The following is a 23,029-nucleotide window of genomic DNA, read 5'->3' on the forward strand; positions in this document are numbered from 1 at the left end:
GAGGCCTCCAACCTGTCTATTATCATATGGTTTTGCAAGTTTTGTATAAAAGCAATGGGTAGAAATTATTCATACGTCATGTTATAGGAATTTGCAACATTTTCACTTTGCATTTCTTTTCGTTTTTGAAATTGTTTTATCAACCAGTACAACGTGATGGGGAATATCGTTAGAGTGGAAGATTTTGTACTAATTCTAATTTAGATTTCTTATTGAATTTTTAGATCTAAAATATTGGTTCAATTCTAATGGACTCTCATCTTTTCATCCCAAAAAGACATGCAGATATGCGTAAAATCTAGTTCCATATGATGCTTCAGTGTAATTAAGAAATTATCTTTTAATAATAAAATTTGAATACACTATTGTTGAATAGTTACGAACCTATCAAAAAGAAAGTAGAATCTATGAAAAACGTGACTACAAAACCGATGTTTGGTTATCAATGTTTTTCTATAGAAAAAAAATTCTTTGTAGGGTTTAGCAATAAGAACAGTTTACAGGTTATTGTTAGACTGCCTAAAGATCAACAAGAAATTGCGATTAAATCAAAAGCAATCAAGCCGTTTTCTCATGGCGCAAAAATGGGGTGGATTGAGATTAATTCTAAAGAAACTACAACAACAAGTGCTATGAAATGGATTTTGAAATCTTATGAAAATGCAAAAAATTAGCATAGGATCCATGAGAATTTGAACTTGTCTATTTGAGGGATTGATCTACCATTTTACGATAAATTTGAGTGTGAGTGGATATTATTTCAAAACTTTGTAATACAAATCAACTAATTGATCATACTTTACATCTTAACAAATTCAAGTTTTGTCTCATTTTCTATATTTTTGAAGAGAGGTATTTCTTTGCCCAAAAGTATCGGAATAACAGATATGATTATCTCATCTACAGTACCTTGATTAAGAAAAGATGCAAGAATTAATGAAAGATCATAATATGCACCAATGATGAATCCATAATATTGTACAAAAATTAGAAAATTTAGGTGTAAACATTGAGATCAAATTAATAGACATAATTGAAAAATCAAAAATATAATTTCTGCTGGTACCTCTAGTCTTAAATTTAGTATTGATGTGGGCTACATATGATGATGAATTTATTTTTGGTTTTATCTCTGGTTGCCCTATTCTCTATTTTAATGACCAGTGAGGCACATGCTTCACATTTTACAATTCCAATTCCTCAAGATGATCACATTTCCGGTATGAGAAGTGTCATTGACTTCTATGTACCAAGAAGTCATTCTGTAAATGCTGGAGACGTCATAACTTGGACCAACGAGGATTCCATACCCCATACAATTACCAGCGGTAAGGGCACATCCTTGGTCAAACAGCTAAAAGAATCCGAAGGAAAACCTGACGGATTCTTTGATAGTGGAATTATCAACCCACAAGAGTCATGGTCATTTACATTTTCAGACCCTGGCCAATACACATACTATTGCACACTCCACCCATGGGTGGAAAGAAGCATAACCATACTGGAGTCCGAACACAAGATACCAAGTCCTAGAGTACAGATAGAAGAAGGAGTCAAGCCCTATGACATCAAGTGTAATCTTGATTATTCACTAGTCTTCAAGTCTTGGGATTTGAAACCTGTCTGCATAAAATCTGAGCATATGCAGAGACTGATGGATTTCGGATGGGCATCTACATATGATCCATATCCTATGATTGTGACGGCACCTGATGCAAAAGACAAGACATATGTCATATTGCAGGGAGATGATAAAGTCTCAGAAATCTTTTCTGAAAAGAAATGGAAGTCAGGTCCAAACATGACATATCTTGATTCATCTATGGATGGTTCATTATTACTGGCAGCAAGCAGCCAAAGTGATACAATTTATGCATTTGATATGGAATCAGGTGAACCCATCAAGGAAATTGCAGTAGGAAAGACTCCAAAAGGAGTAAAAATTCACCCTACCGGAAAGATAGCATTTGTTGCAAACGAGAATTCTGGAATGATTAGCGTGATCAATCTCGATACATTGGATGTCATAAAGGAGATTCAAGTTGGTAACCTCCCCCACAACATAGTGTTTCATCCAAACGGACTGGAGGCTTTTGTAACAATTCAAGGAGAAGATAAAATAGCAATAATTGATGTTAATTCGTTAGAAAAGACAGGTTTCATTCAGGTTGGAAATCTGCCTCACAATCTCGACATAACACCTGATGGCAACACTCTATTTGTAACAAACATTGGAAGCAATGATGTTGCAGTAATTGATCTAGGTGACAAGGAGATAATCAAACGCATTCATGTTAGCCAAGGACATCACGGTATTGACATTCCACCTACTGGAAATAGAATTTTTGTTTCAGGAATTGGAGATGACAAGATAAGTGTAATTGATACTACATCATTTGAGGTCATAAAGCAAATTACTGTGGGTAAAGGGCCACATGGGTTAAGAACAGACTCTAGTGGAATCAAACTGTATGTAGGAGTAACTCAGACAAACGAAATTGTTGTGATTGATACTGAAATTCTGGAGATAACAGACAGGCTAAATCCCGGCAATACTCCATTTTGGGTTGCAATTCCTGGAAATCCATAATTTTGAAAAATTTTTCATTGTCTTTTGTATTGCCTTAGATTAATGGATTCAAAAAATACAGTTTTATAATTATTGTCCTGAAGATAAATGCACACTAGACCGAGATTTTCAATCCAAAGAAATACAAGATCTATAGTTTTGGTTAGTAAAAATATTCAATCATCTCCAACAACAATATGTAATATTACTAATGAAGCAAGCAGCATTACAAGACCAAACTGGCCATGAAGCAGCTTGCCAAATATTTTGGAGTTTCTAGATGATGTATACTTTAGCAGCAATCCGCTTACCATCATGACGCTCATCACTATAGCCAAGGACAGAGAAACTGAATCCAGATGCCTGGATAGCATTAGACCGTGAGTCATTCCTGCAAAATATCCAATTGAATTAAGCATTATGTGAAAATTCAATACTGGTTTGTAGACAGTCCTGATCTGTTTTGTGACCTGCATTGTTGAACTGCCTGTCTTAAGTGCATATCTTCGGATTTTGTTCATTGCAATAAAAGGCACATTTGCCACTATTCCAGCTCCCACTGCAACCCATCCCAGATTTTCTACAACGTCTTCTGCATCGTCATCATCATCTGCATATGCTAAAGTTAGAGGAATCCCCAACAATATCAGTACTGACAAAAATACAACAAATTTCAGATTGGTTTTTTTGATTGTCATGACTTTGGATCGGATTTTCTTTTTGATGATGTAATCTTAAAGGCAGTGTAAGCTACTGAGATTCCAATTGCTGCAATGGTGCCATACAGAATGACATTTCCAATGTCAGTACCTATTGGAATCCCTTCATCCTGATGTTCTCTTTCTCTTTTCATTTCCCCAAAACCTTCTCTGTCATCGTCTTCCTCAGCATATACATCTGGAATTACGTAGACTACCGATATCATAACTAACAATACAAACACAATTGAGATTGATTTCATATGCTATTTTGTTTCGTTATTTTGTGGATTTAAAGAAATAATAGAATTTTCATGGGTGGAAATCAATTCAGAAAATCAGATGCCTCAATTAAGTATCTGAAAATTCTTTTTTCATCATGGCAACAAAAAACCTGTAAAAAAAGTAGCATCGGCGCCGGCAAGATCAGGTCTTTCTGAATTTAACAGGATTTTTGACAATTTTAAAAAAGACATAGAAAAATCATTTTCTTCCTTTCCAATGTATCACACAGAGGACTAGCCAATGGCAACATGCTTTCTTGTAATCCTACAATTCCTCTTGATTTTTCATCATCATAACTGAGATATTTTTCCAAAACCCATCTTAAACAAACTACACATTGTTATATCTCAAATTTAACACAGACTATAATGGTAGAGGAATTTTTAGATATATTTTTCAAAGGGGATGAACTTGCAATTGCAATTGGTTTTGTGATTTCCATTGTTGGGGGATTTTTAATTGGCGTTGAAAGGGAGAGCAGAGGAAAGTCTGCAGGAATCAGCACCTACATACTAGTTATTGCGGGTTCCATGATGTTCACATATCTTTCGGCTAATGTGGATCCATATTCCACGTCAAGAATTGCATCATATGTTGTTGCAGGAATTGGCTTTCTAGGTGGAGGGATGATCATCCGGGGGGAAGGGAAGAGAATTTTCAACCTTACAACTGCTGCAAGCATTTGGTGTGCTGCGGCCATAGGCATGGCATTAGGCTATGAATATTATTTTCTTGCAGTATTGGGAATTATTCTTAGTATTCTCGGTCCAAGAATACCCAGCATCACAAAAAAATATTCATCTGACATAAAACAAAAAAATAAAGATGACTAGTGCCAAACATAGAATCACATTAAATATGATTTTAGAATATCTCCATTGGATTATGCCATAATGAAGGAAGTAATCAAATGAAAAATTCTCCCCGTTTTGTAGAATGCACATCCAATTTCTTGGTTGTACATATGGAATAAGTGGTAAAAAACATCACATCTTTTTCAATACCCTGCTTATGCACAAAATTATACAGTTGGGCACGACAAAAACTTGTGATAAATGCAAAAATCAACTGCATTATGTTGCGTTCTCTTGCACTAAACTCATCAAACTCCATTTCTTCATTTTTTTTATTTTTAAAAACACTAAATTTATGTAATTAATTTATGAACAATTCATCATTTTCAATTTTCCAACACTTTCCAAATTTTTTCAATACTTGGATGAGATGTGACACCAGTCGTCTAAACCTGTCATAAGCATTGTTTGTAAACTATGGGAGTAAGAATTTTAAAATATTTTCAACTAATCCTCTACACCAACCAACATAATTGGACAGTGAACATTTTCTTGAACCTGCTTTGCCACACTACCTATCTTAAGAAATGATTTGTAATTAGGAATTTTTCTCTTTTTCCCCATTATGATAAGATCAATTTGCTCATCGTTTGAGTATTTGATGATGGTCTCTGAGGGATTCCCTGTTCTGAATATTCCTTTACAATCTATTCCTTCTTTTTTGCATGTCTCTACGCGTTCAGCAAGAAATTCTTTTACATTTTTTTCTACATGAGAAAAGATTTTCTCTATTTGCGTTTTGACATATTTTTCATCTTTTCTTATCACTCCAAAACTATGATCATGCCAAGTATGTATTACATATAGAATTGTAATTTTAGATGATTCTAATTTTGAGATATGAATTGCATGTTTTAAAGCCTCATCCCCACTATCTGTACCTCCATGAGGAACCAATATTGTTTTGTACATGCTCTTATTGCAATAAGTAAGATAATTAAATTAGATGAATATCTGAAAATCTTTCCTGGTTGAATTCTGTCTGGATTTATATCAGAAACAAACCCCAAAAAATCATTTAGATTAATAATGGCATCAAAAATATCGTAAATAGAAATTAGTGAATATTTTGTTTGAAAATTATTATTTTGTCTTGGTTTCCTTTATTGTTTCGATTACACTGTTTTTCCTAGTCCGATACCTAATCAACAAAAAAATGAAGCATTTGAGTGGTGCTCAAAAACTATTGGGAATAGCATCACTCCTTATCATAATCTCTGAAATTACATATTTGGGAGCATCTCTTGGATTGTTTGAAATTGCATTAGAAGTAATCACTTCAATAGGTGTAGGGATGGTGATATTTGGAATTGCGTTACAACATCAGCTAAAGAATATTGCTGCAGGTATTGGGGTTTTTTTCAGTTCTGATATTAACATTGGAGATTCAATTACCATTAAAGACATGCACGGAGTGATAATAGAAATTCACTTGACAAAAATTGTTGCATTAACTGAAGATGGTGGAAGAATTATCATCCCGACCCAAAAACTTGCAGAAGATGTTGCAATAGTATACAACAAACAAAGAAAATCTCATTAGAATTGCTGACAATCATGTGTTTTTTGATTATTCAAAATAATCTTTTGAAAATTTGTGGTCCCGCGGGGCGGAATTGAACCACCGACAACCCGGTTTCTGTATGCCTGATATGCTGTTTTTCGGTCAGCCATCTAAAGCCAACAACTACAGCCGGAAGCTCTACCAGGCTGAGCTACCACGGGACAAAAAAACGAGGATCAATACTATTAAAAAACTATCGTAGATAATTTTCCATATGTGATCGTCAGACTCTCTAAAGCATAAATACTCTGAAAAATGGTTAATGTATCATGTCAAAATTAGAATTGTCTTATTCGGGTTATGTATGTGCCCCATATCTGCATAATCATGAATCTATTGAACTAAAAGAAAATTGGATGAACTCAAAAAACATTGAAAATCTATATTTTGTAACTGGTACTTTTTCTAGTGATAGTAAACCATATTTTTCTGACTCTACAAATCATTATCTTTTGGCAAAATTCAAAGACAGTAGAAATATTTCTAAGATTCTTTCTAAACATAATCAAGACAAAACATCTTTTATGTTTAACATCAAAGATGAACTTTTCAAACGAGAGGTTGTAGGGAATGTCAATTTTATCTCTGTATATTATTTGGAATATGGTGATGATGTAGAAGATCTACAAGAAATTGCAAACCTTTTACTAAAAAGAGATAAAATCGAGGCAACTGGATTAGGAAATATGAAAACATTTTGCTCAAAACCTTCAAAATTTACATTTCCTTACTCTGAAAATATTGTTGTAATTGAAGTTGCAAGTGAAAAGAGTCATCAAAGTGTAAAGCAATACTGTGATCAAACTAAACGTGATGCAAATAGAAAAGGGATGGCACTGTCTAATTTATTCAGTCTTTCAATTCTTGAACAACTAAAGTAGAAAAGTTAAAGTTTCTGCACGTGAAGCGGTGTTAAAATACTATTCTACCCATACTATATCTGTTGAAACAAAGAAGCTTGCTTTTATTTGAAAATAGCATAAAATCTGAGGCCACAAAGAAGGAATATTTTAAGAGTCTCAACAGATTCAAGGAATTTTTCAAATTAAAGGATTTTGATAGCATAATCAAGATGGAACCAAAACAGATCCAAATTATGATTGAGGACTACGTGATGGAAATTAAGAACCATCTGTCTCCTAATACTGTCCCTACTAGGATTTTTCCGATTCAGACGTTCTGTGATGTTAATGATGTTATTCTAAACTGGAAGAAAATAAGGCGGTTGTTCCCTGCCAAGGTTAAAAGATCCGGTGCAAAGCCATGGACTACCAAGAATATTCAAAAGATGCTGGAATATTCTCCTGATGCTCGCTCAAAGGCACTGATTCATTTCCTTGCTTCAACAGGTGTCCGAATTGGTGCAATTTCTGAGTTGAGATTGAAGCATTTGGCAGAGATGTCAGGTGGTTGCAAGTCCGTGATTGTATACCCTGATTCGACTGAGGAATATGTGACATATATGACTCCTGAGGCCTCAAAAGCACTTAATGTTTATCTGAACAAGAGGCGTGATGATGGTGAACTGATTAAACCTGACAGTCCAGTGTTTAGAACACAATATCAGATTGGAATTCAGAAGGTCACACCATTAAGTGAACGCGGAATGAGCAATGTAATGCAACGAGTAATCAAAAGATCTTTGATAAAGAGAGAGAAAAACAATGGCCCAAGATATGATGTGCAGCTTGATCATGGATTTCGCAAGCGATGGAATACGATCTTAAAATTAAACAAGGATATTTCGCCAGCTGTTGTCGAGAAGATGATGGGACACAAAGTAAACCTTGATCATGTCTACATGACTCCAACAGATGATCAAATGTTTGGAGAATTTCAAAAGGCTATTGCTGATCTTACCATAGATGATTCTGAAAGAGTAAGGGTTGAAAATGAAAAGCTTGAAACTGAAAAGACAGAGCTTGAAAAGAAGGTAGATGAGATTGAAGAAATGAAGCGCCAGCAGGCCGACGAGAACGCAAGGCGTGACCAGGCCTTGGAGTACCTAATGGCCAAAGAGAAGGCACGGGAAGAGAATATTTGAATTATTTTAATGTAAAAATGTCTTTAAACGGATGATTGTTTTCTAATTCTTTATTCCATTTCTTCAGATTTTTCTTAATTATTTCCATAATCTCATCATCCGATTTCAAAATCTTAACCATTTTCTGTGTAGGATTGTTTTTTATCATTTTATTATAGCAATTATTTAGATAATCCCTCCGTTCATCATCCAAGTTATCATATTTTCTTTTTGGAGATGTTCTCTGACAAATTTCATGTAACAATACATCATCTCTTAATATTCTAAGTAAATTAAAATAAAAAAGAAATGATGATTGGTTAACGATATTTTCTTGTATGCTTTCTTCTTTTTCAAGATTAATGCCTAAGATTGGTTTCGATCTAATCTCTTCCCATTCTTTCAAATCAGACTCAGTCCAATTGATAAATTCTTGTTTTAATGTTAGACTGAGAGAATGATTGCGACTAATGGTAGTTGATAATTGAAAATATGAATCTGCAAAGAACTCTTCGGTATGATGTGGCCTGATGATTAGATCTATATTGCTTATTGAAATTTTCAAAAGCTCTAGTATCATATCTTCTTGGCCATGATGGATTTTCACAATATCATTCCAATGGGTTGATATTTTTGGGAGAAAGTCTGAAAATCTTTTTGTCTTGATTTCTCTTTTCAATTCTTTTCTGGACATATTCTGCAATAAACTAAAAAATCCAAGAGGCGTAATATCATAATATTCGCGTTGTTGTTTTCCGGCTTTTACTGATTTGACAACCTGAATGATTTTATTTTTTAGTAAATGTTCTCGATTAATCTCAAAAGTTCTTCTTGAAAATTGGTATTTTCCGATGCTGTATGTAGAGATCCCCTCTTCATTGTTTCCATATTTTAAGAGCAATTTTAAAATCCTGATTTGTGTGTCTGTGAGTTGTAACATGATACTTTAACTATCATGTTATAGAATATTGCATATATATTAAGTTTAACAAGGAATTACATGCAGACAAGAAACCCTGTAAGTGTCTCATTGGACAAACCAGTTTTGGATGAACGGTATAGAAGAAGAGGACTTTCTTCAAGATCCAGGTATCTGGAAGTTTTATCTTTGAATCACATTCAAGGACGGTGCCACCAATGAGTGTCAGTCTTCAATGCTGTGAGAACAAACCAGTTTACGAGGTTGAATATGAAATTGGTACCACCTATCTTGTTTGTAATGATTGTTTAGAGAAACCTCATTTCCAGAGAGGAATTAAAAATAAAAAAGAGATTGGTTGTGCCGGCAAGCCTAGACAATCTCAAACAAAAACCGACAAACTAACGGGGGATTCTGTATGCTGTTAACCAATACGGTGTCTTCAGATCATTGTTTTGAACAATCACATCAACGAGCTGACTTGACATACAAGCTAGGTGAGATATGATGGATGACGAAATAAAATCAAGATTTCTAAAAAGAGAAACTCAATGTTATTTCTGCGGCGATACACTTCATAATTTTACAACTGAAAAACTGGCTGACGGTAGAATTGTAACTTCATGTTACGAGTGCCACAGAACCGTCGAGTTGGGAAAACAACACTACTATTCAAAAGCTCGTGAGGTTGCAGCATCTTGATCACCTCTGAAAATAAAATGGCAAAAAGATTTGTTGAAGAGAATTCTTTCAATGTGATTCCGGTATTGCAAAACAAGAAGGCAATTGCAGATAAAGAATATGCTAGGTGGTTTACTGAGATATGGGGTGAATCGATTCCTCAAGGGCAAAACATAGGTGTGATTCTTGGTCGAACTTCACAGAACTTGGTTTGTTTTGATATTGATGCTCATGAATTATATGAGTATTTCAAAAAATATGAGGGGCAAACATTCATTGTAAAATCGGGCAAGAAAGGATATCACGTTTACTTTAGATTGATGGATCTGCCAAAATTCAACAGTGCGAAACTGATCAAGGGTGATAAGGTTATCGAATTCTTCGCTCAAAAAAGGATGATGATATTGCCCCCATCATTCATTGATGGTGATAGTGAACAGCCATATGAGATAGTATGTGATAAAAAACCAAAACACATTTCACGCATTGAATTTCAGGATATCTTTGAAAGACTGCAGGAGAAAGAAGGGTTTAGAATTGAATATGGCGGTCATGGAGATAAGAAAATCCTTGGTGGTAATGCAAGAAAGAAAACTCTTGAACTAGAGACTGAAGATTGGCCGGTTGGCACAAGATACGACAACGGTCGGGACCTGGCACTTAGAAGGTTTCATTCGGGCTGGAATTATGAACAGGTTGAGCAAGAGGCATTAAAGAAAAATTCAAGTTTGTCTGTTCCAGCTGATTATGATCATGTGGTTGAATGGGTGCAAGCCGGACAGAGACTCTATCAAAGCAACATCGAATCCGACAACGGTTTTTTCAAGCCAACAGGGGACTTTCTGAAAGATAATGAATCTGCAGAAGTTGAGAATAGTAAATCAAAAAGGAAGAAAAATACAAAACAAATCCTGGCTTTTCGTGTCGGCAGTGAACTAATCCAAGAACAAGTGAAAAATGAAAATGATACAGAGCAGGTGATTGTTAAAGTTCCAAAAAATGGCAAACCGATATGGGTTGATCTGTTTTCTCCAACCTTTGAACAGATGCTCAGGGTTGGAGTGCAAGATAAATTTGGTGGAATTTACGGAGATTCGATTTATCGTGATGCGACCAAGAACCTGCATGCACAGGCCTTACTAGGAGAAATAGAAACTAAACAAATCTACAAAACATGTGCAATGGAAAACGGCTGTTTATACTATAACACCAATGATGATCAAGGTACAATCTACAAAGTATCAAAGGATGGTATTGGCAAGCTTTGCGATGATGATGTGCAACCGATATTCCTAAAAAAACAGAATGTTCATGCCAACATAAACCGTAATGTTGTATTTGGCAGTGAGTCGGCGATAAAGGATTTCTCTAAACTCTGCAGAATACCTGATGATGACAGGATTGTTTTTGAGGTACATGTTATCTGTGAGTTTCTGAAAAACATCCCGATTCCAATAATGATTAATCACGGTGAACAGGGCTCTGCCAAGACCTCAGTGTCAAACGGTGTCAAGTATATGATAGATCCTGAAGTTGAAAATTCACTTTCAATGCCAACTGACATTGATGATATTGCTGTCACTTTGTCCAAAAGAGAGATTTCAAGCTTTGATAATATTGACGAGTTTACAAAGCAGATATCTGATTTTCTCTGTAGGACTGTAACCGGCACACTGCATCCTAAAAGAAAACTATACACAAACGGTGAGGAGTTCAATCTGTTATTAAAAGAGAAAATTATTCTCAACGGTATCACTCCTTCAATTGATCAAGCTGATCTGCTAGAGCGTTCAATATTTTATGAACTGCCAAAGATTGACAAAACTGAAAGAATGTCTGACGGGGAATTCAAAGATAGATTAAATGAATCAAGGCCGCATGTTGTTGGGCAAGCACTGCAGACAATCCAGAAGGCCATGCTGATTATCGATCAAGTCAAACAGGATACAAAAAACAAACTGCCCAGGATGGCTGATTTTGCTATTTGGGGTGAGGCAATATCCAGGGTACTGGGTAATAAACCAAACAAATTTCTGAACAAATATTGTGAGAGATTAGAAATTTCTAATTTGGTGTTATCGGATGAAAAACCTCTTGTAAAGATAATTGCAGGTTTGCTGGATACTTCACAAGCTGAGTCCAGCATGACTGCCACTGATATGTTTGAGAAAATAAATCCTGAGGATCAATATGGTAAAAGGAACAAGGATCTTCCTCAGAATGTTCGAGAGTTTGGAAGACAGCTCAAGCAGATTGCACCAATACTCCGAGCAGTTGAGATTGGAGTAGAATCAAAGACTTACAACAAGAAAGACGGGGAATTCCCCCGTGGCAGTAAAATCGTTACAATTTGGAGGTTATCTGAATGATTTTCGACAGCTACGACAGCTAACTCCTAATTTCCTATCTGTCAGTGTTTGTGCCTATTTTTGGCCCAGACAGCTAAGACAGCTACGACAGCTAACTTTTACTCTGTTGGATATTTTTATTATAATCAAGAAAGAAAAAAAGAAAAAGAATCGTGAAATCCTAGCTGTCCTTACTGTTCTAGCTGTCAAAACTGATTTCGTGCCTAAAAACACCCAATATATGACAGCTACAAAATCAATTCCTAGCTGTCGTAGCTGTCAGGACCCAACCCCATGTCCAACGTCTGCCACGGCGACTGCACCCGATACGCTCTGCAGGGCATAAAACCCGCAGAATACTACACCGACGGCCGCAAGCGCTACATAATTTAACTGAGGAATAAACCCTTCTAAAATAAGTAATAACTGTGAGGCCCAAAACAATAATCTCTCATGATCTTGTTTATTCAGATATCTAAAATATGATGGACTGTTTGTAACGCAAACCCATTCTTGTCCGCCTTCTGTCTTTTCTAGTAATCCAGTTTTTACTTGCAATGGTCATGATTGTTTATTTTGACCATTATGTCATATGCCAATTTATTGTCTAAATCAGACGCATTAGAATTCCAAAATAACAATGGCTCTTTAGTATGGCAGATCAAGTATACCATCATTTCTTCATAGTCTTCTTGATTTAGATCATTTTCTGGATAACTGAAATATGGAATCCATGCCATGTTTGGAATGTCTGATGAATTCTTAATGGCCTCAAATATTTTGATCTGCCATTCCAACACCGTATTTGAATCATGTCCTATTTTATCCCCGTACTGCCGAATGTCGCCATAAAATGATTTTGCATTATGTGTTCCAAAATTTGAAAAATAATATTGTTTGTGGCCGTTTTTTTCTGGAATGACGTGGTCCATGTCAACAACATAATCGTTGTAGTTTGAAGCTTTGACATTTGGATATAGTTTTTTTACAGGTTCAAAGATGGCTTTGTTTCTTGCATCCACCAGCATCTCATCCTGAATGGCATTCCATTGTATGTATGCACTGTGATTTGCATGTGGTCTATTCATAACCAGATCCAATGATGTCTGGTTTAATTTTGGAATTAGTGTACTGAATCTGGGATCATTCTCTATTGCATCTGCCCATCCAGGGTTTGCCTGTAATGACCAATTTCCAAAACTAGACTCATCATCTAATATTAGATAGTCTAATACACCTCCTGCATCCTTGTATTTTCCAAACCACTCTGCTGTCTTTTCTTTTATTGATATGATTCCATTATCCAACCAAGGACATTGGAATTTTGTGTATTCCCTGGTTGTGGAATCTATGCATCTATCGTCTGCATCCGAATATAGTCCTCTTGTGAATTTCCATGCAAATACTGCAGCATATCCTTCAGGTTTCTCATTACTTTTTTTGGCCATTTTTATGGGATCTGAATTCTCATCAATCCAAATCATGCGTACTATGAATTCTTCTTGTTCCTCTGGTACGTCATGCCATGAAAGAATACGATACTTTGGTTCTCCTGCAATGATCTTCTGATTGAATATTTTGGTGATATATGTCTCCCTTTGAATCAGTATTTCTGCAGTAGAGTTGGAAACGCATGCAGGTGAATTATCAGAGTTTTTGAATATTAATTTTAAATCTTTATTGCACTTGATGTCTTGTAAGGATACTCCATTTTTCACTTGTTTTGTCGGAGAAATCTCCTCCATGGCATAACTGACTTGAGCAGATGACATGATGCTGACAATAGCAGCTAGAAGTGAAAATACAAGTAAAAAATACAATAAGGACAATTAGAACCTTGTGAAATTAAGTATTCTTAAAGTTATGATCTTACATCTTATGACATGATTCTCGTTGTCATGAGATAATTTTGTAAAGAATGTGGTCCATAGACTGTTATTGTGACCCTATTTACGATCGAGTTGAAAGTTTACATGTCAAAATCATCACCTTATTTTACTAAACTTCTTAGTTCCACGTGGAACAAATATAATCATAATTTTTAATTCTGAGAAAAACAAAATTCTCAGTTATGGCAGCAATTTATGGAATTTCAGAAAATACAAGGAAATTCCTAAAAAATATGCCAAAAGAAATAAAATCACTAGACGATGTATCAAAAATCCATCAAAAATTAACTGAGGAATACGATGCATTAGAAAACAAAAATAAAAAATGAGGTTAAATCACTTTGAAAAGTGACATCATTCCTGCGGAGATATGATCATTGACGTGACAGTGGAACATCCAAGTTCCAACATTGTCGGGAATAAAGTCAACAGTCTTTAGACTGGCTGGCATTAACTCCAGTACGTCTACTCTCATTCCATTCCACAAAACAGTGTTTCCATGCCAATGTGGTGTATGCAAATCCACTTCAGTTCCCATGCCAATTAGATACCAACGTACATGTTCACCTTTGTTCAAGGTTTGTCCTGGCTGATTGCCATAAACATATCCGTTAATACCATGCATGAGATTACTTTCAGCAAAGTCATCATCTCCAACTAATTCCTCATTATCACAAGTCTCATCGGTGAATCTTTCTAGATTATCACACAGATAGTGACTGGAATTTTCATCAGAGACTGTAAAGAGGCTCACCATTTCTCTATCTACATCCATGGGTCTACCGTTTGAATCAGCCATTCCTTTAGCTGTTACAACCATTGGACCGACGAGTCCTGAATTGGTATCCATTGGAGAATCAACATGTGAATGATACATCCAAATTATTGAACTTGGATCATTTGGTCCAGGTCCCGCACGTTCTGGTACTTTCCACTCATAGGTATGAGTTTGACCAGGAGAAACTATTCCATCAGATTTGCTACTAGCTGATGTTCCGTCATTGTATTCTGCACCTTCTGAATCCTTGTCATAAAAGACGCCATGTGGATGAACAGAGTAATCTAGTTCTTCAGAATTATTTTTGAATACGACTTTGATTGTATCACATACTTCAGCATGAATCATGGGTCCAAGTGTTCCAAGATGTTCCCATTCAGAAGATCTTGGTTTGAGTTTTGAAAATGTATCATCGGTATACTCACGATATAATGCCTTGATGTAAGTACTCCCAATTCTATCTGAAGAATTTTCAACAAATACATTTTCATCTTCATTAAACTCTTGTCCCTTCATTTGGTTTATTCCCAAAGGGGCATAATCCCATTCTACTTCGTCTGCAGCAATGTAATAGGTGCGTGTTTTACCTTCATTGCTTTTGCATTCACTAGTTTCAGATGTTGTTTGAACTGAGGCTTCTTCTGGGGAATAATAGTTTGAAGCTGATTCAGAACATAATCTATCTCCACAAACTTTGTCAGATCCAATTGCTGGCAGTCCCACTCCTTGACCTTTAGCGGCTTCACTTTCTTGAAGCAAACCAACAGACAAGGATGCTACAAGTGTTGCAGATAATACAATTAGCATAAGAGATGTTCTTGATTTAGTCATTGTACAGATCAAAGAAATTTTTCTTTTAAACTGTAGGTACGTTCTTTAAAGTTATTCTAATTTTTGGGAACGAAATTTGGATTACTGAGATTTATCCTGTCCATTGTTTACAAGATATTGGATCTCATGAAAGAAAAAAAATCAGTACGTGAAATTGAGATGGATTGGATTTTAGATGTTGCAAATATCCTTTCAAAACAATTATTCAAAAATAAAAATTCATTCATTATTGGATTTTGGTAGTTAGTTCAAGTGGAATCTCTGCACTTCCAAATGATTCATCAATTAATAGGATGTATTCTTTTGAAGGGTCATATTGAAAATCAACATAGTTACCATATCCTTGGCCCGGACCATACACGATATTGAGGAATCTTGCCTGTCCTGGATTGATTCCGATATTGCCTGCATGAAAATTCGGCAGAATTGTATGATGAATGCCTTTCACACTTGCAGGCATATTTCATACGGTGATTTTATTTTTTTCACAATAACCTCTCTCTCTTAAGCCAGCCTCGCAAACTCATCTTACAAGTCATCATGGTCATCACCTGCACTCTGCAAGAGACAGCTTCAGTTTGATACCTGCTGGGTCAGGTGTGATCATTGGTGTCACAGATATGCGTCGGGCATGTTGCACATCTTGAGAGGATGGAGAGGTTCTTTTGATTAAATCTTGTTCAAAAATTATCCTGTGGATAAACAAATGTTTGATATGTCTTCAAATCTCTTTTTATTCCACAGTTACATATTGATTATGACAGCAGTCAAGTAATTCCAAACATTACAAAAGTATCTGTATTGTTGTAATGACTGGTTGCTATATGCAACAAGGTGGTTTTGATTTCTGTCATGCTTTTTCACAATAACCCCTCTCTTTAATTCCAAAATCGCCCATCTTAGATCCCATGTCCTACCGCTGTCTAATCTGCCAAACAGTCCTAGACACTCCTCACAAGCTGGAGGTTCACTTGCAGATAGAACACAAGTGGAACCAAAAGAAGGAAGCACCAAAAGGACTTGACAGTTGGACATGATCTGTAACGCCGAAGGCCATGTCAAGGTGATGCGGTTTTATTTTCACGATAAAGATTCCAAACCGTTTTGCAAGGATACCATGCGATACTGTGAAAACCATGCAAGAAATATTGTTGCAGAAGACCCGAATGTCAGAATTCATGTTCTGTCATAAATCAAAAACACATATGGTATTAATATCACAAAAATCAAATTCTCTCATGTCAAAACGAATCACGATAATGCTTGATGATGACTTGGCTACAAAACTGAGAAAAATCCAGGCAGAAAGCATCAAAAAATCAAACGGTTCTACAAGTTTCTCATATGTGGTCAATGAGACCCTGAAAAAGGGTTTGAAAGTCTAGGCCAGTTTTGTCTGTGTGAACATTTTGCGGTTTCTCTTTATGATGATATAATACTGGATTATTTCTGAAATCTTTTCGTCTAGCCGTAATCCTGAACTGTTAGCTGCCGGTTGAAAGTTCTAGTCCTTGTCTTTGATCTTGATGGTGATCTCCCTCATAGAGCATTTACTGAGAGAATGAAAAATTTAGCATGATGCCTCTAGATTCATAACGCTCCAACTCAAAATCATTTCATGCCTTGCAGGGGAATATGTCCTAGATACAAGGCAGTAAAACCTCCTGCCCGTGCCAATCCCTCACCAATTAGAACTAAAACACCCAATGGAATGGTTCTTGCTGATTTTAGGTCTAAAAGATGCCCTCGATTATTATTAGATGAGGATACAACAAGTAAAACTATCACACCAACAATCAATCTTAGTGAGGAATATTTTTCATAAGGGTTGTTTATCTCAAATGTATCACCGTTTGCGGTGTCCAAGATGAGCTGTTCTTCAAAGGGTGTACCGTCACTAAAGAATCCATTTTCTGCATATTTTGTCTAGTTTGTTTTTCTAAGAATATAACTCAATCCGATTCTTGAGCCTTTTTGCGGATGGTTTTCAACATTCAAAAAGCTCACTCCGATTTCTTGAGGAAGTCTGGGTATTCTTAGATTGAAAATTTTGTAGATGCTGTCTAAAACCTGTATGGTGCTTGCACCAGAGTTTATGCGATTTTCCAACTCTAAAAGTGAAAACCTACTGCTTTGCAATAATGACCAATCTGTTACCCATTTACCTACGACAAAGCCAGGTCTGATCATTCTTAGTTCGTCATGAAATGGTGTAAAATCATCAAATCTGAACAAATCCTCATTGGCAGACACTTCAGAATGCCCTCGGATAAGGTTTGAAAAGTTGTAATGCATTTGGTATTCCCCGTTTCCATCATAATCAAAATCAAAGACTTGGCTTCTAGGGGTTACAAAGGAATCTGAAACAAGTACTCCTTCCCACCTTCCTGCCATCTCGTCTTTTGTAGGGGTATGGCTAAACCTGTCATTATAAAATAAAGTTGCAAGATCATCCTCGCCAATAAAATCAACTGAATATGTCCGAGACATGCTAAAATCAAATAATTGCTGCCCCCTTCCAAATGGACCCAAGAATGCCTTTCCTAGAATGTGATTTTCATCTACCATCTTAAGTATGTCATATGCTTGGTTGAAGGGCGCATCTTCATATTCCAGATGAATCACTTGGCCATGTCCGGGCAGTTCTTTTTGTTTTGCAAGACTTTTTGCAAACACTGGAACATTAAACGGCTTGGTAACCCCGCTAAAGGATTCGGAGTTTAGTTTTCTAAATCTCTTGTAAAACCCTCCAAAGGCCCTTAATCCCGCAGTTGTGATATCTGCATTTCTGCCATAGAACCCCTTCCAGTATAGATCATTTGAAATCGTCAATGTATTTTTATCAAATTGCCAATTCTCTCCAGGAATAATTTCATTTGATGCAGAATTCTCTAGTTTTTCAAATAATTCAGACTTGTGTTCTGTGACTGCAAACATTTCTCCAATAGTATCGGATGAACAATTCTGCGGCTGGGACAAATCACAAGTGTTTCCAAGTGAATGAGGAATCGTGATATCTGAAGGCCAGTTTGCAAGGATTTTGTCTGCAGTTAATGCCCCAAGTGCCATCACAGTCAACTGAGGATTTACACCAAGGGCGGTTGGAAAAACACTTGCATCACATACATAGAGATTCTTAAATCCGAATGCCAAACAGTCAGAATCAACAACTGCCTTTTCTGGATCATCGCCAATTCTATTCCCGCCTTGAGGATGTGCTGATCCCACTCTAAGACCGTCAGGATTTTCTCGTACTGCTTTCTCAAGTCTTGGAATGTCCCATACGCCTCGAAGTTCAGGCACATCGTTGTGTGATGTAACCACATAGTCTGCGCCTATTTCAAACCACATTCGTGCAAGAATTGCCATGCCTCGGGCCATGTCATTTATTGTTTCATCTGTTAACTCATACAGAACTTTCGGGTTGTTTCCAAAAGTTTTTACGATTTTTCCTACAGAGTCATCTCTTACCATTATTCCTGCAAGTGTATAGTTATTGAATTCGGCCATTAGTCTTGCATGATCAATACCAAAGGTTGGTATGGCAAGTGCCATTTGAAATATTGGCAAAAATATGCTCTCAATTAAAAATCCGCCCCTACGAACATTGTTTGTTACACCAAACTGATGACAAGTATAGGACATTGGAATTCCTCTATTGCCGTAAATATTCTCTTCAAAGTGGCCCATAACAAATGGTGCAGGATGCAATGCCAGTCCCTCTCCGATATTTTTGTTGGCTATGCCTGATTTCTGTAGAATGTTTGAGGATGCTATTGCACCGGCACTAACTACAACTACCTTGGCATTAACTCTGATGCGGTATTTTTCATTTCCTGTATTGTCAACAAGTGAACCTTCAACCCCAGTTACCACTCCGTTTGAATGGACAAGTTTGGTTACATCACAATTACAGTATGCGGTAAAATCATTACTGCTATGTAATGCATCATGGATGTATGTAACCAGCATGCTTTGTTTTGTGTCATAATGACATCCTAAATGACAAAAACCGCATTGTACGCATGATTGAAGTGACGGATCAGTCCAAGAGGGACCGCAGTTTCTCTCATTTACTCGATGTTCTGTAATTGGTTGACCGTTAACCTGTATGGTTGAGCATGCTTTTCTGAGTTTTTTTGCATTCTCATTTAATTCATCTTCTGTCACCTTTGTGACATTAATTCTATCTGATACCTCGTCATTTGCATACTCCCATTCCTCCTTTGAGATATTCACTCCCAAGTTGTTCCATTGCTCAATCACAAGGTCTGGAATCCTAAAACACACTGCATCATTGATTACAGTTGATCCTCCAAGACAGGAGCCCTGGGCTATTGCAATTTTCAGATTAGATGTAAAGTTGGCCCCACTGTTTTTCCAAAGCAATGAGATCATGTCATTTTCTTGTTGATTCATGGACTCGCCGTCATAGTAGCTTCCTTTCTCCAATAGGACTACAGACTTTCCAGCAGCAGCTAATTTTCCTGCAAGTATTGCTCCTGCAGCTCCCGATCCAATTACGCAGACATCAACATTTCTGATTACGTCTTTTTGAATCACTTTGTAAGGTTCTGCACGTTGCTCAAATTCCTCAATTCCAAAAATGGTGTTTGTCATGATTCATCATTCCATTTTAATTTGTGAGTATGAGGATTGCGCCAAGGATAACGTTCCACTTGGGGCCCATCATATTTGATGAGATTCCATTTGACTTCATTTGTGTAAAGCAACCACGCATTAATGGTCTGAGTTAGTAGCCCAAAAGAATTCCTAACATTGCCTGTCAAATCTATGCTGTCTCCAACGCTTGCAAATGCTGCTATCCTTTTGATATTTGCCGCATCGTATGGACTGTCCACAAAAGGTTTTTCTTTTAGAATGGCAATATCGAAAGTTAGATTTTCCGCATCATCTGGACTTGATGGACTTTTAGTATCAGTTGTGAAACATATGGTTCCTGATTTGTCTCTTACCACTGCAAATAATTCAGGTTTTCCTTCAAGCCAATTATCTTTATACAAATCATCAGTAAAAGTAATCTCAAATTTTCCAGAATTATCAGTCCAAGAAGAACCCAGGAGATCATCAATTTTATCATCAAACCAATGTTGATCGTTGTCTAGAATTTCGACATAGAATTTTGAATTACTGGCATCCTGAATTTGACCCTTGACAGTATAAGTTGCCACAAATCTTTTAGTCGTGCAAAGTAATTAAGAATTGATGTTTCATTTCTCCTATAGACAGGAAATATACGACGAAATAAAAGAGTCCAGAAGGTACTATCTCTCTTGGAGAAATAAAGAAAAGGTCTGGGATTACAAAAATTGCAGTGTCAGAGTAATTGGAATGGGCGACAACAAAGCAAGAGTAATAGTCAGAAGGAGAAAATCAGGATTTTCAAAATTCATGAAATCAGATTTTGAGGTGAATCTGATGATGGGATTTATTGCATCGAATGTAAGAAAAGAGACAATTGATCATAGAGACATTCTTGTCTTTGATTTGGAGCAGAGTAACGATAATCATCACAGGGAACTAAAAGATGTCAAAATATGGTCAGATTATGAGCATGAAACAGACGATCTTTACAATACCGTACTTCAAGAAAGAAACAATGATTCTGGTACAAAAATAATAGAAGCAGATTATTTGGAAAGAAATAACTCTGTAATTCCAGTGATCTATCAACCAAAAATCGATGCATGGGAAAATTTTCTCAGGGAGATTCACGTGTACAAAGAAGATGATGGTTCCTTTCAGATAACATTGGTTTTTCAAGATGAGGTTTTGAGGATGCATGGAATCTTGGATGGCATCTATAGGTATATTCGATTACTGAAATACAAAAGAACCGTAGATATTGAAACATTTTATTTTAATGGCCATGAATTTTTCTTTGATAATATTTACAGTGGAAAAAGCAATCTGTTTGAAGATACCATTCACAATCAAAAGACAATTCCTGTAAAATATTATTTTCAAGATACAAATCATCCTGTAATTTTTGTCAACACCTCAAACCATGCTCTTGCACCTCATGACAATAACCATGATCTATGGAAATGGGAATATGTTCCATGGAGTAAAAAAATCCCAATTAAATCAGGCAATAAGTCCAGACAAGAAATCGAATCTTTTTTTTAAAAAAAGTATGTTTTATGAGATGATGATGTTTCTTAATTCATCTGGCGAATTAACCAGAAAATCAGGATTTTCTTTAATCAGCACATCTTTTGTGTTGTATCCCCATGTAACTGCGATTGACTTGATTTCAGATTTTCTGGCAGTCTCTATGTCTCTTACTTCGTCGCACACATAGAATACCTCCCTTTTGTTTACATGTCTTTGTTTTATGATCTTGTTGATCATGTGACTCTTTCCAAAGACGCTTTTTCCAGTACGAATAAAATCAAAAAAATCCAATTCATTCTTGCCAAGAAATTGTCTTACATTTTTCTGCGTGTTTGATGTCAGAATTCCCATTTGAAAATGCTCGTCATGGTGTAGTTCAGACAACAGGGGGGAGATGTTCACTGTTGGTACCATGTTAGTTATCTCCTTGTTGATTTCTGAATGTATCTTCTTTATCCATGATGGAAGCTTGAATATGGAAATACCAAGATACGAAAGAATCTCTCTTGATTTCTTGCCTTGCAGGTATGGAATGTCTTTCTTTGTCACTTTTTTGTAGTCAAAGTGTTCTGCATGGTCATTGACTATCCTAACAACTGAATCCAGGGTATCTGCAATGGTTCCATCAAAATCAAAAATTATGGTCTTACTTATCTTTTTTCCAAATGGAGTTTGCAATTAACTGCAACAATATCACAGGATGAAATATTATTGCAGGGGATCTTATCATGTGCATCATCTGTAGAAATGATTTTGTAGCGAGTTTGCTTTTAGGTCCAAGCAGCAATACTTTTTGAGCATGATTTTGTACTAATTTTGTAATTATGTTTGGTTTTTTACCTACAGTTGTAGGCCATCTGAGGTCCTCACTTGTACCAAGAATCCATGGTAACGATATTGTTTTTGCAAGCCTTTTTTGAAATTTCTTTGCGAAATTCTTATCAAAATTTTGGTTTCTTAACATGTTGTCTAGTACTTTGACACCTAGTGCAGCTGAAGTAATGCCTTGGCCATAAAATGGATTGAAAACTGCGACTGCATCACCCAACACTATGAAATTCTCAGGCCAACTGGACATCGATTCATAATGATATCTTCGACTTCCCTTTACTCGATATCCATATATCTCTGAATCTGGAATGGCATCTTTCATGGCATCGTATAATTCTTCACTTTCCAGACTCTTTGCAAATTCTAAAAATCCTTTCTCTTCTGTAGGAGGATAGACTTTGCTAATCCCAGACAAAAAAACTAACCATTTGTCATCTTCTATTGGATATATCGCCCCTAGTCTGGGATTGGTTGTTGGATTGCTCAATATTGATAGCATCTTCCATTTTCTCTCAACATTCTTTGGTGGAATGTATCTTCTCGTTGCATAGCCTACAAAGGAATCCACTCTGGTATCTGTGAGTTTTGGATAGCCTATATTTTCTAACCAATCAGGCGTTC

Annotated in this window: 25 protein-coding genes, 1 tRNA gene and 1 pseudogene; 12 read left to right on the forward strand and 15 right to left on the reverse strand. The window is 36.2% G+C overall.

What is annotated here, in order from left to right; genetic code table 11:
* Positions 1 to 368 precede the first annotated feature (368 nt).
* Positions 369 to 674, forward strand: coding sequence for a hypothetical protein (locus OEW78_RS05100; RefSeq protein WP_300325050.1), 306 nt, complete (start codon positions 369 to 371; stop codon positions 672 to 674).
* Between the two features lie 125 nt (positions 675 to 799).
* Here OEW78_RS05100 and OEW78_RS10575 read toward each other — a convergent pair whose 3' ends face one another.
* Positions 800 to 988, reverse strand: coding sequence for a dihydrofolate reductase family protein (locus OEW78_RS10575; protein WP_366523036.1), 189 nt, complete (start codon positions 986 to 988; stop codon positions 800 to 802).
* Between the two features lie 114 nt (positions 989 to 1,102).
* Between OEW78_RS10575 and OEW78_RS05105 the strand changes: the two genes are divergently transcribed.
* Positions 1,103 to 2,590 (forward strand): beta-propeller fold lactonase family protein, encoded by a 1,488-nt coding sequence (locus OEW78_RS05105; protein ID WP_300325053.1) that lies wholly within the window; start codon positions 1,103 to 1,105, stop codon positions 2,588 to 2,590.
* 155 nt (positions 2,591 to 2,745) lie between these two features.
* Here OEW78_RS05105 and OEW78_RS05110 read toward each other — a convergent pair whose 3' ends face one another.
* Both OEW78_RS05110 and OEW78_RS05115 read right to left on the reverse strand, forming a co-directional pair.
* Positions 2,746 to 3,267, reverse strand: a complete 522-nt coding sequence (locus OEW78_RS05110; RefSeq protein ID WP_300325056.1) for a hypothetical protein — start codon at positions 3,265 to 3,267, stop codon at positions 2,746 to 2,748.
* Positions 3,264 to 3,530, reverse strand: a complete 267-nt coding sequence (locus OEW78_RS05115; RefSeq protein WP_300325059.1) for a hypothetical protein — start codon at positions 3,528 to 3,530, stop codon at positions 3,264 to 3,266. The genes OEW78_RS05110 and OEW78_RS05115 overlap by 4 nt, the downstream gene beginning before the upstream one ends.
* A 390-nt stretch (positions 3,531 to 3,920) precedes the next feature.
* Here OEW78_RS05115 and OEW78_RS05120 point away from each other — a divergent pair, with 390 nt between their 5' ends.
* Entirely contained in the window at positions 3,921 to 4,385 is a 465-nt protein-coding gene (locus OEW78_RS05120) for an MgtC/SapB family protein (protein ID WP_300325062.1), read from the forward strand.
* 468 nt (positions 4,386 to 4,853) lie between these two features.
* On the opposite strand, the gene OEW78_RS05125 is transcribed toward OEW78_RS05120, so the two are convergent.
* On the reverse strand, positions 4,854 to 5,318 hold the full coding sequence (locus OEW78_RS05125) for a universal stress protein (RefSeq protein ID WP_300325065.1): 465 nt from the start codon (positions 5,316 to 5,318) through the stop codon (positions 4,854 to 4,856).
* Positions 5,319 to 5,592: 274 nt separating this feature from the next.
* Between OEW78_RS05125 and OEW78_RS05130 the strand changes: the two genes are divergently transcribed.
* A complete protein-coding gene (locus OEW78_RS05130) occupies positions 5,593 to 5,949 on the forward strand; it encodes a mechanosensitive ion channel domain-containing protein (RefSeq protein WP_300325068.1) in 357 nt (118 codons plus the stop codon).
* Positions 5,950 to 6,004: 55 nt separating this feature from the next.
* Here the strand turns inward: OEW78_RS05130 and OEW78_RS05135 are convergent.
* Positions 6,005 to 6,131 (reverse strand) — tRNA-Tyr (locus OEW78_RS05135).
* A gap of 108 nt (positions 6,132 to 6,239) precedes the next feature.
* Between OEW78_RS05135 and OEW78_RS05140 the strand changes: the two genes are divergently transcribed.
* Complete coding sequence (locus OEW78_RS05140; RefSeq protein ID WP_300325071.1) at positions 6,240 to 6,851, forward strand: hypothetical protein; 612 nt, start codon at positions 6,240 to 6,242, stop codon at positions 6,849 to 6,851.
* Between the two features lie 62 nt (positions 6,852 to 6,913).
* A complete protein-coding gene (locus OEW78_RS05145) occupies positions 6,914 to 8,014 on the forward strand; it encodes a site-specific integrase (protein ID WP_300325074.1) in 1,101 nt (366 codons plus the stop codon).
* 1 nt (position 8,015) lies between these two features.
* Here OEW78_RS05145 and OEW78_RS05150 read toward each other — a convergent pair whose 3' ends face one another.
* A complete protein-coding gene (locus OEW78_RS05150) occupies positions 8,016 to 8,933 on the reverse strand; it encodes a hypothetical protein (protein WP_300325077.1) in 918 nt (305 codons plus the stop codon).
* A 197-nt stretch (positions 8,934 to 9,130) separates the two neighbouring features.
* On the opposite strand from OEW78_RS05150, the gene OEW78_RS05155 reads away from it, so the two are divergent.
* The 3 genes from OEW78_RS05155 to OEW78_RS05165 all read left to right on the forward strand — a co-directional run bounded on the left by OEW78_RS05155 (position 9,131) and on the right by OEW78_RS05165 (position 11,962).
* Positions 9,131 to 9,340, forward strand: a complete 210-nt coding sequence (locus OEW78_RS05155; protein WP_300325080.1) for a hypothetical protein — start codon at positions 9,131 to 9,133, stop codon at positions 9,338 to 9,340.
* 79 nt (positions 9,341 to 9,419) lie between these two features.
* A complete protein-coding gene (locus OEW78_RS05160) occupies positions 9,420 to 9,614 on the forward strand; it encodes a hypothetical protein (RefSeq protein ID WP_300325083.1) in 195 nt (64 codons plus the stop codon).
* Between the two features lie 17 nt (positions 9,615 to 9,631).
* Positions 9,632 to 11,962: a hypothetical protein gene (locus tag OEW78_RS05165; RefSeq protein WP_300325086.1), complete on the forward strand. Its 2,331-nt coding sequence runs from the start codon at positions 9,632 to 9,634 to the stop codon at positions 11,960 to 11,962.
* Positions 11,963 to 12,489: 527 nt separating this feature from the next.
* Here OEW78_RS05165 and OEW78_RS05170 read toward each other — a convergent pair.
* Complete coding sequence (locus OEW78_RS05170; RefSeq protein ID WP_300325089.1) at positions 12,490 to 13,761, reverse strand: hypothetical protein; 1,272 nt, start codon at positions 13,759 to 13,761, stop codon at positions 12,490 to 12,492.
* Between the two features lie 251 nt (positions 13,762 to 14,012).
* Between OEW78_RS05170 and OEW78_RS05175 the strand changes: the two genes are divergently transcribed.
* Positions 14,013 to 14,159: a hypothetical protein gene (locus OEW78_RS05175; RefSeq protein ID WP_300325094.1), complete on the forward strand. Its 147-nt coding sequence runs from the start codon at positions 14,013 to 14,015 to the stop codon at positions 14,157 to 14,159.
* 2 nt (positions 14,160 to 14,161) lie between these two features.
* On the opposite strand, the gene OEW78_RS05180 is transcribed toward OEW78_RS05175, so the two are convergent.
* From OEW78_RS05180 to OEW78_RS05190, 3 genes are all read right to left on the reverse strand, one after another.
* Complete coding sequence (locus OEW78_RS05180; RefSeq protein ID WP_300325097.1) at positions 14,162 to 15,439, reverse strand: multicopper oxidase domain-containing protein; 1,278 nt, start codon at positions 15,437 to 15,439, stop codon at positions 14,162 to 14,164.
* Positions 15,440 to 15,665: 226 nt separating this feature from the next.
* On the reverse strand, positions 15,666 to 15,899 hold the full coding sequence (locus tag OEW78_RS05185) for a hypothetical protein (protein WP_300325100.1): 234 nt from the start codon (positions 15,897 to 15,899) through the stop codon (positions 15,666 to 15,668).
* A gap of 284 nt (positions 15,900 to 16,183) precedes the next feature.
* Complete coding sequence (locus tag OEW78_RS05190) at positions 16,184 to 16,474, reverse strand: hypothetical protein (RefSeq protein WP_300325103.1); 291 nt, start codon at positions 16,472 to 16,474, stop codon at positions 16,184 to 16,186.
* Positions 16,475 to 16,677: 203 nt separating this feature from the next.
* Here OEW78_RS05190 and OEW78_RS05195 point away from each other — a divergent pair, with 203 nt between their 5' ends.
* On the forward strand, positions 16,678 to 16,824 hold the full coding sequence (locus OEW78_RS05195; protein WP_300325106.1) for a hypothetical protein: 147 nt from the start codon (positions 16,678 to 16,680) through the stop codon (positions 16,822 to 16,824).
* 226 nt (positions 16,825 to 17,050) lie between these two features.
* Here the strand turns inward: OEW78_RS05195 and OEW78_RS05200 are convergent, their stop codons facing one another.
* Genes OEW78_RS05200 through OEW78_RS05210 form a run of 3 tightly spaced genes read right to left on the reverse strand, consistent with a single transcriptional unit; the run spans position 17,051 to position 20,631 of the window.
* Positions 17,051 to 17,305, reverse strand: coding sequence for a hypothetical protein (locus OEW78_RS05200; RefSeq protein ID WP_300325109.1), 255 nt, complete (start codon positions 17,303 to 17,305; stop codon positions 17,051 to 17,053).
* A 60-nt stretch (positions 17,306 to 17,365) separates the two neighbouring features.
* Positions 17,366 to 20,059: a GMC family oxidoreductase gene (locus OEW78_RS05205; RefSeq protein WP_300325112.1), complete on the reverse strand. Its 2,694-nt coding sequence runs from the start codon at positions 20,057 to 20,059 to the stop codon at positions 17,366 to 17,368.
* On the reverse strand, positions 20,056 to 20,631 hold the full coding sequence (locus OEW78_RS05210) for a hypothetical protein (protein ID WP_300325116.1): 576 nt from the start codon (positions 20,629 to 20,631) through the stop codon (positions 20,056 to 20,058). Before OEW78_RS05210 ends, OEW78_RS05205 begins: the two co-directional genes overlap by 4 nt.
* Positions 20,632 to 20,665: 34 nt before the next feature.
* Between OEW78_RS05210 and OEW78_RS05215 the strand changes: the two genes are divergently transcribed.
* Positions 20,666 to 21,589: a hypothetical protein gene (locus OEW78_RS05215; RefSeq protein ID WP_300325119.1), complete on the forward strand. Its 924-nt coding sequence runs from the start codon at positions 20,666 to 20,668 to the stop codon at positions 21,587 to 21,589.
* A gap of 12 nt (positions 21,590 to 21,601) precedes the next feature.
* Here the strand turns inward: OEW78_RS05215 and OEW78_RS05220 are convergent, their stop codons facing one another.
* Together OEW78_RS05220 and OEW78_RS05225 are read right to left on the reverse strand one after the other, a co-directional pair.
* Positions 21,602 to 22,255, reverse strand: coding sequence for an HAD-IA family hydrolase (locus tag OEW78_RS05220; RefSeq protein ID WP_300325122.1), 654 nt, complete (start codon positions 22,253 to 22,255; stop codon positions 21,602 to 21,604).
* A pseudogene (locus tag OEW78_RS05225) lies at positions 22,224 to 23,029 on the reverse strand (hypothetical protein); the annotation flags it as partial. The gene OEW78_RS05220 and the pseudogene OEW78_RS05225, both read right to left, overlap by 32 nt.

The organism is Candidatus Nitrosopumilus sp., from assembly GCF_029882185.1.
GTDB lineage: Archaea > Thermoproteota > Nitrososphaeria > Nitrososphaerales > Nitrosopumilaceae > Nitrosopumilus.